At 72.0% G+C, this 14,318-nt stretch carries 15 protein-coding genes; 10 read left to right on the plus strand and 5 right to left on the minus strand.

The window, feature by feature from the left end:
• Window positions 1–15: 15 nt before the first annotated feature.
• On the plus strand, window positions 16–348 hold the full coding sequence (locus tag TU31_RS09985) for a TcmI family type II polyketide cyclase (RefSeq protein ID WP_042152347.1): 333 nt from the start codon (window positions 16–18) through the stop codon (window positions 346–348).
• A 113-nt stretch (window positions 349–461) separates the two neighbouring features.
• On the opposite strand, the gene TU31_RS09990 is transcribed toward TU31_RS09985, so the two are convergent.
• The 3 genes from TU31_RS09990 to TU31_RS10000 all read right to left on the minus strand — a co-directional run bounded on the left by TU31_RS09990 (window position 462) and on the right by TU31_RS10000 (window position 3,893).
• Window positions 462–1,490, minus strand: a complete 1,029-nt coding sequence (locus TU31_RS09990; RefSeq protein WP_042152349.1) for a methyltransferase — start codon at window positions 1,488–1,490, stop codon at window positions 462–464.
• 7 nt (window positions 1,491–1,497) lie between these two features.
• Window positions 1,498–2,601 carry a right-handed parallel beta-helix repeat-containing protein gene (locus TU31_RS09995; RefSeq protein ID WP_245698480.1) on the minus strand — a complete coding sequence of 368 codons (1,104 nt, stop codon included), beginning with the start codon at window positions 2,599–2,601 and terminating at the stop codon, window positions 1,498–1,500.
• A 491-nt stretch (window positions 2,602–3,092) separates the two neighbouring features.
• Window positions 3,093–3,893 (minus strand): TetR/AcrR family transcriptional regulator, encoded by an 801-nt coding sequence (locus TU31_RS10000; protein ID WP_042152355.1) that lies wholly within the window; start codon window positions 3,891–3,893, stop codon window positions 3,093–3,095.
• 79 nt (window positions 3,894–3,972) lie between these two features.
• Between TU31_RS10000 and TU31_RS10005 the strand changes: the two genes are divergently transcribed.
• Together TU31_RS10005 and TU31_RS10010 are read left to right on the plus strand one after the other, a co-directional pair.
• Complete coding sequence (locus tag TU31_RS10005; protein ID WP_042152358.1) at window positions 3,973–6,282, plus strand: ATP-binding cassette domain-containing protein; 2,310 nt, start codon at window positions 3,973–3,975, stop codon at window positions 6,280–6,282.
• A 38-nt stretch (window positions 6,283–6,320) separates the two neighbouring features.
• Complete coding sequence (locus tag TU31_RS10010; protein ID WP_042152362.1) at window positions 6,321–7,184, plus strand: siderophore-interacting protein; 864 nt, start codon at window positions 6,321–6,323, stop codon at window positions 7,182–7,184.
• A gap of 7 nt (window positions 7,185–7,191) precedes the next feature.
• Here TU31_RS10010 and TU31_RS10015 read toward each other — a convergent pair whose 3' ends face one another.
• On the minus strand, window positions 7,192–7,566 hold the full coding sequence (locus TU31_RS10015; RefSeq protein ID WP_042152364.1) for a VOC family protein: 375 nt from the start codon (window positions 7,564–7,566) through the stop codon (window positions 7,192–7,194).
• Between the two features lie 424 nt (window positions 7,567–7,990).
• Between TU31_RS10015 and TU31_RS10020 the strand changes: the two genes are divergently transcribed.
• A complete protein-coding gene (locus TU31_RS10020) occupies window positions 7,991–8,389 on the plus strand; it encodes an ArsR/SmtB family transcription factor (protein WP_042153681.1) in 399 nt (132 codons plus the stop codon).
• Between the two features lie 74 nt (window positions 8,390–8,463).
• Window positions 8,464–8,859: a DUF6126 family protein gene (locus tag TU31_RS10025; RefSeq protein WP_042152368.1), complete on the plus strand. Its 396-nt coding sequence runs from the start codon at window positions 8,464–8,466 to the stop codon at window positions 8,857–8,859.
• On the opposite strand, the gene TU31_RS10030 is transcribed toward TU31_RS10025, so the two are convergent.
• The gene (locus TU31_RS10030; protein WP_370682726.1) at window positions 8,828–9,628 is read right to left on the minus strand and encodes a CDP-alcohol phosphatidyltransferase family protein; all 801 of its coding nucleotides are present in this window, start codon (window positions 9,626–9,628) and stop codon (window positions 8,828–8,830) included. The genes TU31_RS10025 and TU31_RS10030 overlap by 32 nt on opposite strands.
• Before the next feature lie 109 nt (window positions 9,629–9,737).
• Here TU31_RS10030 and TU31_RS10035 point away from each other — a divergent pair, with 109 nt between their 5' ends.
• From TU31_RS10035 to TU31_RS10055, 5 genes are all read left to right on the plus strand, one after another.
• Window positions 9,738–10,724 (plus strand): zinc-dependent alcohol dehydrogenase, encoded by a 987-nt coding sequence (locus TU31_RS10035; protein WP_042152376.1) that lies wholly within the window; start codon window positions 9,738–9,740, stop codon window positions 10,722–10,724.
• A gap of 76 nt (window positions 10,725–10,800) precedes the next feature.
• Complete coding sequence (locus tag TU31_RS10040; protein ID WP_042152378.1) at window positions 10,801–11,199, plus strand: 6-pyruvoyl trahydropterin synthase family protein; 399 nt, start codon at window positions 10,801–10,803, stop codon at window positions 11,197–11,199.
• Entirely contained in the window at window positions 11,196–12,314 is a 1,119-nt protein-coding gene (locus TU31_RS10045) for a glycosyltransferase family 4 protein (RefSeq protein WP_107070661.1), read from the plus strand. The genes TU31_RS10040 and TU31_RS10045 overlap by 4 nt, the downstream gene beginning before the upstream one ends.
• Window positions 12,311–13,189 carry a class I SAM-dependent methyltransferase gene (locus tag TU31_RS10050; RefSeq protein ID WP_042152383.1) on the plus strand — a complete coding sequence of 293 codons (879 nt, stop codon included), beginning with the start codon at window positions 12,311–12,313 and terminating at the stop codon, window positions 13,187–13,189. The genes TU31_RS10045 and TU31_RS10050 overlap by 4 nt, the downstream gene beginning before the upstream one ends.
• Window positions 13,186–14,316 carry a lysylphosphatidylglycerol synthase transmembrane domain-containing protein gene (locus TU31_RS10055; protein WP_042152387.1) on the plus strand — a complete coding sequence of 377 codons (1,131 nt, stop codon included), beginning with the start codon at window positions 13,186–13,188 and terminating at the stop codon, window positions 14,314–14,316. Before TU31_RS10050 ends, TU31_RS10055 begins: the two co-directional genes overlap by 4 nt.
• Window positions 14,317–14,318: the final 2 nt, after the last annotated feature.

The raw sequence follows: 14,318 nt of genomic DNA on the forward strand, positions 1-14,318 counted from the left end.
ACGAAGGGACCCCTGATGCATCACGCTCTGATCGTCGCGCGCATGAAACCGGGTTCGGCTCCGGACATCGCCGAGGTCTTCAAGGCCTCCGACCGTACGGAACTGCCCCACCTGGTCGGCGTCTCGCGGCGGACCCTCTTCCAGTTCGGTGAGGTGTATCTGCACCTCATCGAATCCGACCGGCCGCCCGGCCCGGAGATCGCCAAGGTGACGGAACACCCCGAATTCCGCGCCGTCAGCGACAAGCTGTCCGCCTTCGTCAGTGCTTATGACCCGGAGACCTGGCGGAGCCCCAAGGACGCGATGGCCCAGCAGTTCTACAGCTGGCAGCGCGACGGCAGCAGCTGACGCGCACGCGGAGCCGAGGTGATCCCCCGGCTCTCGCGCATCCCCGGGCAGGGGCAAGGTCGCCCGGCGAGGAGCGGTCTCCTCACCGGGCGACCTGCCGTGCCCGGACCGGCTCATTCAGGGACGGTGCACTCGAAGGCGTGCAGATACGGATTGACGACCAGGATCTCGCCGACCTTCAGGCCGGCTTCGGCCATCCGGCTGACCAGGCTCGCCTTGGTGTGCTTGGCGCCACCGACATTGAGCAGCAGCAGCAGATCCATGGCGGTGGTGAACTTCATGGAGGGGCTGTCATCGACGAGATTCTCGATGATGACGACCCGGGCGCCGGGACGGGCGGCCTTGACGACGTTCCGCAGTGTTCTGCGGGTGCTCTCGTCGTCCCACTCCAGGATGTTCTTGATGATGTAGACATCGGCCTGGACCGGGATGTCGTCGCGGCAGTCGCCGGGCACGATCCGTACCCGTGCGGCCAGCGCGCCGCCGTCCCCCAGCCGCGGGTCCGGGTTCGCCACGACCTTGGGCAGATCGAGCAGAGTGCCCTGGAGCGTGGGGTACTTCTCCAGCAGGCTGGCCAGGACATGGCCCTGGCCACCGCCGATGTCCGCCACCGAGGACGCCCCGGTCAGATCGAGCAGCCCCGCGATGTCCTGCGCCGACTGCTTGCTGGACGTGGTCATCGCCCGGTTGAAGACCTCGGCGGACTCCCGTGCGTCCTCGTGCAGGTAGTCGAAGAACCCCTTGCCGTACAGGTCGTCGAAGACGCTGCGGCCGGAGCGCACCGCGTCGTCCAGCCGCGGCCAGGCCTCCCAGGTCCACGGCTCCGTGCACCACAGGGAGATGTAGCGCAGGCTGTTCGGGGTGTCCTCCCGCAGCAGCCGGGACATCTCCGTGTGGACGTACTTCCCGTCGTCGGTCTGGGCGAAGATCCCGTAGCAGGCCAGCGTGCGCAGCAGCCGGTCCAGCGGCCGCGGCTCGGTCTGCACCGCGGCGGCCAGCTCCTCCGCCGTGGTGGGCCGGTCGCCGAGGGCATCGGCGACACCGAGGCGCGCCGCGGCCCGTACAGCCGCCGCACAAGCGGCTCCGAAGATCAGCTCCCGGAGCCGCATCGCGGGTGGGGGAGTGGGACTTACGGTGGTCATTGCGCCTCTATTCAGTCGTCGCCGACGGGTTCAGCCCGTCCCGGTGCAGCCGACGGCACAGCCCGTCCGGCTCCGAGGTCCGGCAGACGTTGCGGATGAACCGGTTCCCCTTGCCGGGGAGGTCCCGGTTGGCCAGGTCCACCGGCTTGTTGTGCAGCACGATGTTGTGGCTGATGACGTTGTGGTGGTTGAGCACCTTCACGAAGCTGTGGAAGAGCACGACACCACCGGAGAGCGGGGACTTGCCGTGGTGGTCCCGGATCACGTTGCGCCGCACCAGGACGTGTTCGGCGCCGGTGAGCACGACGCCGGAGCCCTGGATGTCCGGCAGCCGGCTGTTGCCGCGGCAGAACTTGTTGTTCTTGTAGATGGAGTTGTTCCGTACCGTCAGCGCCCCGGCCTGGGGACGGGACTCGTCACCGACGACGAACACCCCACCGCAGTTCCTGGTGATGGTGTTGTAGCCGACCGTCAGGTTCCTGACCCGCCGGATCGTGACGCCGATCCGGTTCCCCGCGAGGTAGTTGTCGCTGATCACGGCGCCCCGGGTGTCGGCGCCGCCGCCCTCTTCCCTGGTCTTGTTCGCGAGGAAGATGCCCGCGTCACCGTTGTCGATGGCGGAGTTGTCGCGGAACACACCCCGGATGGACTTCTCCTGCGCGATGCCCCAGACACCGTTCTTCCGCACGGTCACGTGGACCACCGAGAGCCGGTCGGTCCCGGAGGCGAAGATCCCGTTCTTCTTGAAGCCCCTGACGGTCAGCGAGCGGATCGTGACGTCCCGCAGCGTCCTGCCCTTTCCGACGACGCAGATGCCGTTGCCGTCCTTCCCGCAGGCGTTCGCGGCCCGCCTGTTCGACGGAGTGATCACCGTCTTGCGGCCCGCGCCCACCAGGCGCAGCCGTGACTTGTTGATCAGCACGCTCTCCCGGTAGACGCCGGGCCGGAGGACGATGGTGTCGCCCGGCCGCGCCTTGTCCACCGCGCGCTGGATCGATTCGCCTGCGTGGACGACGTGGCGTCCCGACGCGTCGCACGGTGACGCGGCACCGATGCCGCCGATCATCATCGCGGCGACGCAGCCCATGTATTTCATCTGTCGTAGCACCATGAGGCGAAGCTATGGGTGATCACTCCGGCTCGCCACACGTGGTGAGCCGAACGTCACGGTGTGTGCAGCCGCCAGCTTTCGACACGCCGTCAGCTCCATTGCCCGGCCTGCCGCCGGGCCCGCCATCAGGGCCGGTCAGCGGGCTTGTCCGGGTCCCTGTCGGGGGAGCCGGCGGTGTCCGGGCGCGAGGAGCAATCGGTCGGCCCGGAATCAGCTGACCGGGTATCGGAGGGGGTGCCGGACGGCGTATCCGACGGTCCGTCGGATCCGGTGTCGGGCCGGGCATCCGACGGGGCATCAGCCGGCCCGTCCGGCCACGCCTCGGTCAGGAAAGCCGCGAGGCTGGTCGGCAGAAACCACGGACGGGCGCGGAAAACGGTCACGGAAGACCAACGCGCCAAGCCCGGCCGACGACACCGGCCCGGGCGCAGCGAGCCCCCTTGATCACCCCAACGGCCGCGGGAAAGCGGGCCGCCAGGGTGGCGCCCCCCTCAACGGCCCTGATGGATGGCCGCCTCGATGCCGTCCAGGATGACGGTGAGTCCGATGTCGAAGGTGCTCCTCGCCTCGCGTTCCAGATAGGGGACCGAGTCGCCCGGATCCGGGGCGGCGCCCTCGGTCTCCAGCCGGACCAGCAGCGGAAAGCGCTCCGCGAAATCGGGGACCATCTCGGTCAGCATGCCGGAACGGGCCTGCCACCACTCCTCGTCGGACACCCCCGTCGAGGCCGCGGCCTGCCGCGACTCGGTCACGGTCTGCGCGGCGCCGCGGATGAAGTGGAACAGCGCCCCGACCACCCGCCGCAGCACCGCCGAGCTCAGCTCGGTCGCGTACAGCAGGCGGAGCAGCGTCTCCAGGGCGCGGTATTCGTTGGGGCCGAGCACCGGACGTGCCTGGGAGACCTGGAGCACCCAGGGGTGGCGGAGGTAGAACTCCCAGGTGTCCTCGGCCCAGGAGGTCACCGCGGCGCGCCAGCCCGGCGTGAGGTCGTAGTCGGTGGGCAGCTCGGCCAGCACCTGGTCGTACATCAGGTCCACCAGCTCGCTCTTGCCGGGGACGTAGGTGTAGAGCGCCATCGCGGTACGCCCCAGCCGCTCGCCGACCGCGCGCATGGACAGCGCCGCCATGCCGTCGGCGTCCGCGACCGCCACCCCGGCGTCGACGATCGCCGCCACGCTCAGCGCCGGTTTCGGCCCCGGCCACCGCCTCGTCCGCGCTCCGGCGGTGCCTTCCGCACGCCACAGCAGCGCCATCGAACGACGGGCGTCACCCTGGCCCGCGAAAACCACCACTTGCGACTCCTTACGGCATAAAGTAACGTCCCGATCGAACTCTTTACGGCGTAAAGATAGCAGAGGGGTGGCAGCGCACATGGGGGACCGGCAGACCCGCCGAGGGCCGGACAACGGGGAAACATCCGCCGCGGACAGTCACGACCTGATCCAGGTCCGCGGCGCCAGGGAGAACAATCTCGCCGATATCTCGCTCGACATTCCCAAGCGCCGGCTCACCGTCTTCACCGGTGTTTCCGGCTCGGGGAAGTCCTCCCTGGTTTTCGGCACCATCGCCGCCGAATCGCAGCGGCTCATCAACGAGACCTATACGGCCTTCATCCAGTCCTTCATGCCGAGCCAGGGCCGGCCCGATGTCGACGCGCTGCGCAACCTGAGCGCGGCGATCGTCGTGGACCAGGAACGGATGGGCGCCAACTCCCGCTCCACGGTCGGCACCGCGACCGACGCACAGACCATGCTGCGGATCATCTTCAGCCGCCTCGGCACCCCGCACGCCGGTACCTCCACCGCCTTCAGCTTCAACAGCGCCGAGGGCATGTGCCAGGAATGTGAGGGGCTCGGCCAGGTCTCGGCGATCGACACCGGCGAGCTGCTGGACACCGAACTCTCCCTCAACGAGGGGGCGATCACCGCTCCCGGCTTCACCGTCGGCTCGTGGTACTGGCAGACCCTCGCCCACTCCGGATTCCTCGACCCGGACGTCAAGCTCAAGGACTTCACCCCCGCCCAGTGGGACGACTTCCTGCACAAGCCCCCGACCAAGATCAAGGTGGGCACCTCCACCATCAACTACGAAGGCCTGCTGGTACGGCTCCAGCGCACCTACCTCGCCAAGGACCGCGCCGCCATGCAGCCGCACATCCGGGCCTTCGTCGACCGGGCGGTGACCTTCACCGCCTGCGGTGCCTGCGGCGGAGCCCGCCTCAACCCCGCCGCGCTCGGCTCCCGGATCGCCGGCCGCAATATCGCCGAATGCGCCGCCCTCCAGATCAGCGACCTGGTCACCTTCGTCCGGGGCATCGACGACCCCGCCGTGGCCCCGCTGGTCGCCACCCTCTGCCACACCCTCGACTCGCTCGTCGAGATCGGTCTGGGCTATCTGAGCCTGGACCGGGAGTCCGCCACGCTCTCCGGCGGTGAGGCCCAGCGGGTGAAGATGGTCCGGCACCTCGGCTCCAGCCTGACCGATGTCACCTATGTCTTCGACGAGCCGACCGTGGGCCTGCACCCGCATGACATCCAGCGGATGAACGACCTGCTGCTGAGGCTGCGCGACAAGGGCAACACGGTCCTGGTCGTCGAGCACAAGCCCGAGACGATCGCGATCGCCGACCATGTCGTCGACCTCGGCCCGGGAGCCGGATCCGCCGGGGGAGAGATCTGCTTCACCGGCGACGTCGCCGCGCTCCGCGCATCCGGCACCCTGACCGGACGTCACCTCGACCACCGCGCCAGGCTGCGCGAGCGGGTCCGGCAGCCGGTGGGGGAACTGTCCATCAGCGGCGCGAACACCCACAACCTCAAGGACGTCAGCGTCGGTATCCCGCTCGGGGTGCTCACCGTCGTCACCGGCGTCGCGGGCTCGGGCAAGAGTTCCCTGATCCATGGGTCACTGCCCGGACGGGACGGCGTGATCGTCGCCGACCAGTCCCCGATCCGGGGTTCCCGGCGGTCCAACCCGGCCACCTACACGGGGCTGCTCGGTCCGATCCGTACGGCGTTCGCCAAGGCCAATGGCGTCAAGGCCGCCCTGTTCAGCGCGAACTCCGAAGGGGCGTGCCCCACCTGCAAGGGCATCGGCCTGGTCTACACCGACCTCGCGATGATGGCGGGGGTGGCCTCGGTGTGCGAGGAGTGCGAGGGCAAGCGCTTCACCCCGAAGGTCCTCACCTACACCCTGCGCGGCAAGAACATCAGCGAGGTCCTCGCCATGTCGGTGGCCGAGGCCCGGGAGTTCTTCCCCACCGGGCAGGCCCGCACCGTCCTCGACCGCCTCGCCGAGGTGGGGCTGGGCTATCTCGGCCTGGGCCAGCCGCTCACCACCCTCTCCGGCGGCGAACGCCAGCGCCTCAAACTCGCCCTCCACATGGCGGAGCGGGGCGCCGTCTATGTCCTCGACGAGCCGACCACCGGACTCCACCTCGCCGATGTGGACCAGCTGCTGGGCCTGCTGGACCGGCTGGTCGACGACGGCAACACCGTCATCGTCATCGAGCACCACCAAGCCGTGATGGCGCACGCGGACTGGATCGTCGACCTCGGCCCCGGCGCCGGCCAGGACGGCGGGCGGGTGGTCTTCACCGGCACCCCCGCCGATCTCGTCGCCACCGGCGACTCGCTGACGGCCCGCCACCTGCGGAGCTACCTCACGACGCACACCGTATAAGCCACCGCCCGCACCCCTGCTGCCCCATGGAGGACCCGATGACGGCCGTGCCCGTCGCGCTCATAGAGGTCACCGACGTCCGGCGGATCACCCCGCACATGGTCCGCGTCACCTTCGCCGGTGATGGCCTCGACGACTTCCCGACCTGGCCCGACCAGCAGCTCAAGCTGCTCTTCCCCAAGCCGGGCCGGCGCGCGCCCCGGCTGCCCGACGCCGCCGCGGACGGCGACGCGATGAGCTGGTACCAGGCGTTCCTCGCCCTCCCCGAAGACGAACGGCCGTGGATGCGCAGTTATACGGTGCGCGCCTACGACCCTGTCCGGCACCGGATCACCGTGGACTTCGTGCTTCATGGCACACCGGCGACGGCCGGCCCGGCGACCCGGTGGGCGGCCTCCGCCGCCGTGGGCGACCTCCTCGCCCGGTACGGCCCGGCCGCCGAGTACGCCAAGCCGCTGCCGCTCGACCGGGCCGACTGGCTGCTGCTGGCCGGCGATGCGACCGCACTGCCGGCCATCGGCTCCCTCGTCGAGGCGCTGCCGGCCGGCACCCGCGCGCTGGCCTGCGTCGAGGTGGCCGGTCCGGCCGACGAGCAGCACTTCACGACCCGGGCGGAGCTCACCGTGCGGTGGGTGCACACGGACGGCCGCCACGACGCCCTACCGGCCGCCGTACGTGCCCTCACCTTCCCGCCCGGGCAGGTCTTCGCCTGGCTGGCCGGGGAGGCGGGCGCGGTCCGTGCGCTCCGGCGTCATCTGGTCGACGAGCGCCGTATCGACAAGGGCCGGATCGACTTCAGCGGCTACTGGCGCCGTACGCTCACCCAGGACGACGCCCCGACCGAGGAGGACCTCGCCGAGGCCCGGGCGCGCCTCGCGGCCGCCCGGCCCCCGCAGGGCTGAGGCGGGTTCAGCCCGACCGCTCCGCCGCGCTGCGCTCCACACAGAACTCATTGCCCTCGATATCGGCCAGCGTCACCCACCCGGTCCCGTCCGTGCGCCGGTGGTCGGCCACCAGGGTCGCGCCGAGCGCCAGCAGCCGCTCGACCTCCTCGTCCCGGCCCCGGTCCTGCGGCTGGAGATCCAGGTGCACCCGGTTCTTCCCGGTCTTGGCCTCGGGCACCGTGACGAACAGCAGCGCACTGCCCGCGGCCGTGACCGTGGCCTCCGGATCACCCGGCAGATCGTCCTCGGCCAGCGAGCCGTCCAGCACCTCCGCCCAGAAGCGCGCCAGGCGATAGGCGTCGGCGCAGTCGATGGTCAGATGGCGAACCAGTGAAGTCATGGGCGTCACTATGTGGTTGGGCGGTGGGGCTGTCCACCGGAAGGGCCGTGGGCGGGGCACCGGCCGCGCGGGCACCCGCGGCAGGTGCGGGTCCGGCGTCGACGCACCTCGGGCCGGCCGGCCCGGCAACTGCGCGTGGCCGCTGTTGAGTTCGTGCGGAAAGCGGCGGGCCGGGTGGTGAGCGGGCGGACGGGGGCGCACTCCCGGCCGCCCCCGTACCGCGCCCGCCCCCGGTTTGTCCGCGACACCCATTCAAGTCGCCCGCCCCCGTCGTCTACAGTTGCAGAATTCCGCAATTCAACAGATGACGCGATGGCCGTGCGGCCTGAACGCGGAGGACATGCGTGGGCGGTTTCGCCGAATCGGCAGGGGAACGGGTGTGTGCGGCGTGGTCCGCGGCCGGTCCCGGGAGCGGGGCGCGGACATGAACGGTGCGTGGCTTCCGGTCTGTCAGGCCAAGGCCGATTTCTTCCGGATGCTGGGCCATCCGGTCCGTATCCGGGTGCTGGAACTGCTCCAGAGCGGACCGATGCCGGTGAGCGGTCTGCTCGCCGCGATCGGGGTGGAGCCGTCCGCGCTCTCCCAGCAGCTGGCGGTGCTGCGCCGCTCGGGCATGGTGACGGCCACCCGCAGCGGTTCCACCGTCGTCTACGAGCTGGCCGGCGGCGAGGTCACCGAGCTGCTGGGAGTCGCCCGCCGGGCCCTCACCGAGGTGCTCGCCGGGCAGCATGCCCTGCTCACCGAACTCCGGCAGGCCGAGCCCGGCGCCCGGCCGGCGGCCGCCGGGGTGCCGACGCCCGGCGCAGTGGGGGCGGTCTCGTGATCCGCCCGCCGCGCTCCATGGACGCCGGCCGGACGGGCACGGTCCGTATGAGCACCGGAACAGGGTGATCGCGGATGTCCGGCGCACCACGGCGTAAGGGGCCGCCGCCCTGGCGGGCGGTCCGCTCCCGCACCTGCATACCCACACTCTCCGGCCCGGGCACCGTACGGCCCTGCCGGGGACGCCCGCCCGGACGCGGGGCGGTCCGTACGGCACGCGGACACGGCGGGGTCTGCCCGGAGGGCGCGGCCCGCCCGCACACCTCGGCGCGCTGCGGCGTCCGGCGGCCCCGGGCGACCGCGATCCGCCCGGGGACCCAGCTGGCGCGGCTGCCCGGCGCGGTCCTGTTCACCCACCGGGCTCCCCGGCGCAGCCTGTGGCGACGGGTGTTCCTCTACTTCGTCGTCAGCCATCTGCTGCTGGTCTTCCTGGCGCTCGTCATCTATCTGGGCCGGCACGCCGGGACATAGCGGCCAGGCTCGCCTCGGCCCGGTCCCGGTCAGCTACCGCAGCCGGGCCGCCCGCGAGCGCCCGGACCCGCCACAGCCAGCCGACATCACGCCCGAAGGACCATACGAGCAGGGCCAGCGCCGCGCTCACCGCGAGGGCCGCCGCGGGGTGCGGCAGCACGCCGGCACCGGCCACGACCAGCACGACGCCCTGAAGCGCCGCCACGGTCTTGCGGGCCATGCTGTGCGGCAGTGCGCCACTCAGCCACGGCCAGACCCAGGACGCCGCGACGAAGACGTACCGCATCAGGCCGATGCACAGCACCCACGGGCCCAGAGGCTCCACGAGATACACACAGAGCACCAGGATGAGGAAGGCGTCGACCTCCATGTCGAAGCGCGCTCCCAGCGGCGTCACGGTGCCGGTGCGCCGGGCCACCTGCCCGTCCACCGCGTCCAGGACCAGCGCCACGGCGGCCAGCGCGACCAGCACCGCGACCGGCGTCCGCCGCTCGAAGGAGTCCGCGACCAGCGCCGTCACCCCGCCGACCAGGATGGTGCGGGCCAGGGTGACGCGGTTGGCCATGCCGAACGACGGGGTCCACGACCGGCGCAGCGCGACGGTGAGCACCACCCAGGTGGCCACGGCGAACACGCAGCCCGTCAGCCACCCCGCGGTGCTCAGACCGACGACCCGGCGGAGCGCTTCCAGCATGAGCAGCTGCACTCCCGTGCCCGCCGTAATGTCCGGTCCGAACGGCCTTGTGTCGTAACGCTCTTGTACGGCCACCATGCCTCCCGGATGTGTGGCGGAGTCGAGAGGTGCCGCGTATGGTGACGGCGTTCTCATGATCCCCAGCATCGACGAATCATCGCCGGAGCGTCCAGGAGGATTCACGATGCCGCGCGTTGCTTGTGCGTTTTGGATAACCGCTCCAGGTCAGGGTGAAATCCGGGAGGTACCCCTACGGAACCCTGATCCCGACGAGGTTCTGGTGCGCACGCTCTGCTCCGGAGTGAGCCGTGGAACGGAGACCCTGGTCTTCCGTGGCGGCGTCCCCGTGAGCCAGCATTCCGTGATGCGGGCGCCCTTCCAGGAAGGCGATTTCCCCGCGCCCCTCAAATACGGCTACCTCAATGTCGGTGTCGTCGAGGAAGGGCCGTCCGCCTTGCTGGGCCGCACGGTCTTCTGCCTCTACCCGCACCAGACGCACTATGTGGTCCCGGCGAGCGCGGTCACTCCGGTACCCGACTCGGTGCCCGCCCCACGGGCCGTACTGGCGGGCACCGTGGAGACCGCGGTGAACGCCCTGTGGGACGCCGCGCCGCTGGTCGGCGACCGGATCGCGGTGATCGGTGCGGGCATGGTGGGCTGCGGTGTCGCCGCGGTCCTCGCCCGCTACCCCGCGGTCCGGGTGCAGCTGGTGGACGCCGATCCCGCGCGGGCGGCGACCGCCAGGGCACTGGGCGTGGACTTCGCCCTGCCGCAGGACGCCCTGGGCGACTGCGACCTCGTCGTCCACGCCAGCGCCACCGAGGAGGGGCTGGCGCGCTCGCTCGAACTGCTCGCCCCGGAAGGCACCGTCATCGAGCTGAGCTGGTACGGAGACCGGCAGGTCAGCCTGCCGCTGGGGGAGGCATTCCACTCCCGCCGGCTGGTCGTCCGCAGCAGTCAGGTCGGCGCGGTCTCCCCGGCCCGCCGCGCCCGGCGTACCTTCGCCGACCGGCTCGCGCTCGCCCTGGACCTGCTCGCCGACCCCGCCTTCGACGCGCTGATCACCGGCGAGTCCGCCTTCGAGGAGCTGCCGGAGGTCCTGCCCCGGCTCGTCTCCGGCGATCTGCCGGCGCTGTGCCACCGCATCCGCTACCCGCCGGCGGACGGCTGACCGCCCCACGAAACCGCCCTGAATTCGTCCCCGGCGACCCCGCCACTGAGACCGACATCACACCGGAGGAACGGCCTTGTTCAGCATCACCGTCCGCGATCACCTGATGGTCGCCCACAGCTTCCGCGGCGCGGTCTTCGGCCCCGCGCAGCGTCTGCACGGCGCGACCTTCATCGTGGACGCGACCTTCCGCCGTGCGGAGCTCGACGCCGACAACATCGTCGTCGACATCGGCCTGGCCACCCAGGAACTCGGCGGTGTGGTCGCGGAGCTGAACTACCGCAACCTCGACGACGAGCCCGCCTTCGCCGGTATCAACACCTCGACGGAGGCCCTGGCCAAGGTCATCGCCGACCGGCTCGCCGACCGCATCGAGGCGGGCAACCTCGGCGAGGGCGCCCGCGAGCTGGCCGGGATATCGGTCACCTTGCACGAGTCACACATCGCCTGGGCGACGTACGAGCGCACTCTGTGACCCGCACCGGCGCCACCCCGGCGGAGCGGGTGGTGCACTTCGTCCTGCCCGGTGACATCGATGACCCGGCAGCACCCAGCGGCGGCAACACCTACGACCGCCGGGTGTGCCGCGATCTCCCGGCCGCGGGCTGGCAGGTACGCCCGTACGCGCTGCCCGGCAGCTGGCCGCGGCCGGACGCCACCGCCTGCGCGGAGCTGACGCGGCGGCTGGCGGCACTGCCGGACGGCGCCGTGGTCCTCCTCGACGGCCTGGTCGCCTGCGGCGTCCCCGAAATCCTCGCCCCCGAGGCGGAACGGCTGCGCCTCGTCGTCCTGGTGCATCTCCCGCTGGGCGACGAGACCGGCCTCGACCCGGCTCTGGCCGCGGAGCTGGACGCTCGCGAACACCGCACCCTGCACGCCGTGGCGGCCGTCGTGGCCACCAGCGACTGGGCCGCCCACCGGCTCGTCACCCACCACGGACTGGCGCCCGAGCGGGTCCACGCGGTCCGGCCCGGCGCCGACCCGGCGCCCCTCGCACCCGGCACCGACGGCGTCACCGGGCTGCTGTGCGTCGCCGCGGTCACCCCACGTAAGGGACAGCACCGCCTGATTGACGCGCTGGCGACGGTCAAAGACCTGCCGTGGAGCTGCGCATGCGTCGGCGGGCTCGGCCGCGACCCCGGATATGTCGCCCAACTCCGCGGCGCGGTGGCCGGGTTCGGCCTCGACGACCGGATCACCTTCACCGGGCCCCGCATGGGCGCGGACCTGGAGGCGAGCTATGCCGCCGCCGACCTGCTGGTGCTCACCTCGTACGCGGAGACCTACGGCATGGTCGTCACCGAGGCACTGGCCCGCGGGATTCCGGTGCTCGCGACGGCGGTGGACGGCGTACCCGAAGCGGTGGGGCAGGCCCCCGACGGCAGTGTGCCCGGCGTGCTCGTACCGCCCGGCCGGCCGGCGGCGCTCGCCGACGCGCTGCGCGGCTGGCTCGGCGATCCACAACTGCGTGACGGGGTCAGAAGTTCGGCGCGCGCCCGGCGTGCCATGCTGGAGAGGTGGGAGATGACGTCGCACAGTCTGGCCGGAGTGCTGGAACGGGTTCGGCACAAGCCCCGGAGCACGCGATGAGCGCGCCCGAGAGACCCCGATTCGCCCCGCGGTGGCTGGAGTTGCGGGAGCGCGCCGACGCCGCGGCCCGGGCCCCCGAGCTGCTGCGCCCGCTGCTGGCGTGGCTCGAAGCACAGCCCGCCCCCGAGGGCCCGCCCGGCGGTCCCCGCGGTCTGGTGATCCGTGATCTCGGCTGTGGCATCGGCTCGATGGGGCGCTGGCTCGGCGTCCGGCTGCCCGGACCGCAGCAGTGGGTCCTGCACGACCTGGACCCCGCGCTGCTCGCCCTCGCCGGGGCGCGGATGCCGGTAACGGCCGCCGACGGCACCCCCGTTACCGCCACCACCGCGCGCGGTGATCTGGCCGCCCTCACCGCCGACGACCTCGCCGGCACCTCGCTGGTCACCGCCTCCGCACTGCTGGATCTGCTCACCCACGACGAGGTGGAAGACCTCGCCGAGGCCTGTATGGGCGCGGGCAGCCCGGCGCTGCTGGCGCTCTCCGTCGCCGGACGGGTCGAGCTGACCCCGGCCGATCCGTTCGACGCCGAGATCGCCGACGCCTTCAACGACCATCAGCGCCGCACGGACCAGGGCCGCGCACTGCTCGGTCCGGACGCGATCGCGGCGGCGGTCGCGGCCTTCGAACGGCGCGGGGCGACGGTGCTGGTGCAGTCCAGCCCGTGGCGGCTGGGCTGTGCGGAATCCGCGCTGACCGCCGAATGGCTGCGCGGCTGGGTCGGTGCCGCGCACGCCCAGCGGCCGGAGCTGGCGCCCGAGGCCGTCGCCTACCTCCGCCGCCGGCTGGAGGAGTGCGCGGCGGGGGAGCTGACGGTCGCGGTGTACCACACCGATCTGCTGGCGCTGCCCCGGCAGCGGACCGGGAGCGTGGGATGACGCGGTCCCGCTGGGTGGCATGGCTCAGGATGCTCGCGGGACTGGGCATCCTGGTGGCGCTGGTGTGGCATCTGGGTTCGCAGGCCTTCCTGGACGGGCTGCGCCGGATCGATGCCGCCACCCTGCTGGCCGCGCTCGCCATCGGCGTGCTGACCACGGTGTTCAGCGCCTGGCGCTGGTGTCTGGTGGCCCGCGGCCTCGGCCTGCGGCTGCCGCTCGGCCGGGCCGTCGCCGACTACTACCGGGCGCTGTTCCTCAACGCGGCGCTGCCCGGTGGCGTGCTGGGCGATGTGCACCGCGCCGTGGACCACGGCCGCACCTCCGGCAACCTCGGCCGGGGCGTCCGCGCGGTGGCCCTGGAACGGACCGCCGGCCAGGTCGTGCTGCTCGTCACCGGGGCGGTGGTACTGCTCGTCCGGCCGTCGCCGGTCCTGGCGCCGGTCGCCCGTTTCCTCGCCTCACCCGCCGTGGCGCTGGCCGTCGCCGTGGTGGGCCTGCTGGTGGTGGCGGTCGCCGTCCGGTTGCGCCGCCGCCGGGGCGCCTCCCGGGGTGAACGCGCCCTGCGCACCGTGGTGGCCGAAGCCCGCCAGGGCCTGCTGGCCCGCGGCGTCTGGCCCGGGGTCGCGCTCTCGTCCGTGGCGGTCCTGGCGGGCTACCTCGGGATGTTCGTCCTGGCCGCCCGGGTCGCGGGCGTCACCGCACCGACCGCCGAGCTGGTGCCGCTGGTGGTGCTGGCGCTGCTCGCGATGGCGCTGCCGGTGAACGTGGGCGGCTGGGGACCCCGCGAAGGCGTCGCCGCCTGGGCCTTCGGCGCCGCCGGACTGGGTGCGACGCAGGGACTCACCACCGCGGTGATCTACGGCGTACTCGCCTTCGTCGCAAGCCTCCCCGGGGCCGCCGTGCTGCTGGGACCCGCCCTGCGCCGCGCCGCTCCGCTCCCCGCGGAGCAGCCTGCGGCGTCCGCCACCGTGCCTCGCCCGGCGGACGGGCACCCCCGTACCGGGAGTACGGGGATGGTCCGGCAGCGCGGTGCGGAGGTCCCGTCGGCGGTGGGCGGGGGAGCGCGGTACCAGGCGCGGACGCACGGCGAGCGGAGAGAGACGCCCTGGTCCGCCGGTCCGTCCTGACC

Origin of the sequence: Streptomyces lydicamycinicus (genome assembly GCF_000829715.2) — a bacterium.
In the GTDB taxonomy this organism is placed as follows: Bacteria; Actinomycetota; Actinomycetes; order Streptomycetales; family Streptomycetaceae; genus Streptomyces; species Streptomyces lydicamycinicus.

Coding starts and splice junctions, on each gene's coding strand:
- TU31_RS09985 (WP_042152347.1), top strand. CDS start 16: ATGCATCACGCTCTGATCGTCGCGCGCATGAAACCGGGTTCGGCTCCG.
- TU31_RS09990 (WP_042152349.1), bottom strand. CDS start 1,490: ATGACCACCGTAAGTCCCACTCCCCCACCCGCGATGCGGCTCCGGGAG.
- TU31_RS09995 (WP_245698480.1), bottom strand. CDS start 2,601: ATGGTGCTACGACAGATGAAATACATGGGCTGCGTCGCCGCGATGATG.
- TU31_RS10005 (WP_042152358.1), top strand. CDS start 3,973: ATGGGGGACCGGCAGACCCGCCGAGGGCCGGACAACGGGGAAACATCC.
- TU31_RS10010 (WP_042152362.1), top strand. CDS start 6,321: ATGACGGCCGTGCCCGTCGCGCTCATAGAGGTCACCGACGTCCGGCGG.
- TU31_RS10015 (WP_042152364.1), bottom strand. CDS start 7,566: ATGACTTCACTGGTTCGCCATCTGACCATCGACTGCGCCGACGCCTAT.
- TU31_RS10020 (WP_042153681.1), top strand. CDS start 7,991: ATGAACGGTGCGTGGCTTCCGGTCTGTCAGGCCAAGGCCGATTTCTTC.
- TU31_RS10025 (WP_042152368.1), top strand. CDS start 8,464: ATGTCCGGCGCACCACGGCGTAAGGGGCCGCCGCCCTGGCGGGCGGTC.
- TU31_RS10035 (WP_042152376.1), top strand. CDS start 9,738: ATGCCGCGCGTTGCTTGTGCGTTTTGGATAACCGCTCCAGGTCAGGGT.
- TU31_RS10050 (WP_042152383.1), top strand. CDS start 12,311: ATGAGCGCGCCCGAGAGACCCCGATTCGCCCCGCGGTGGCTGGAGTTG.
- TU31_RS10055 (WP_042152387.1), top strand. CDS start 13,186: ATGACGCGGTCCCGCTGGGTGGCATGGCTCAGGATGCTCGCGGGACTG.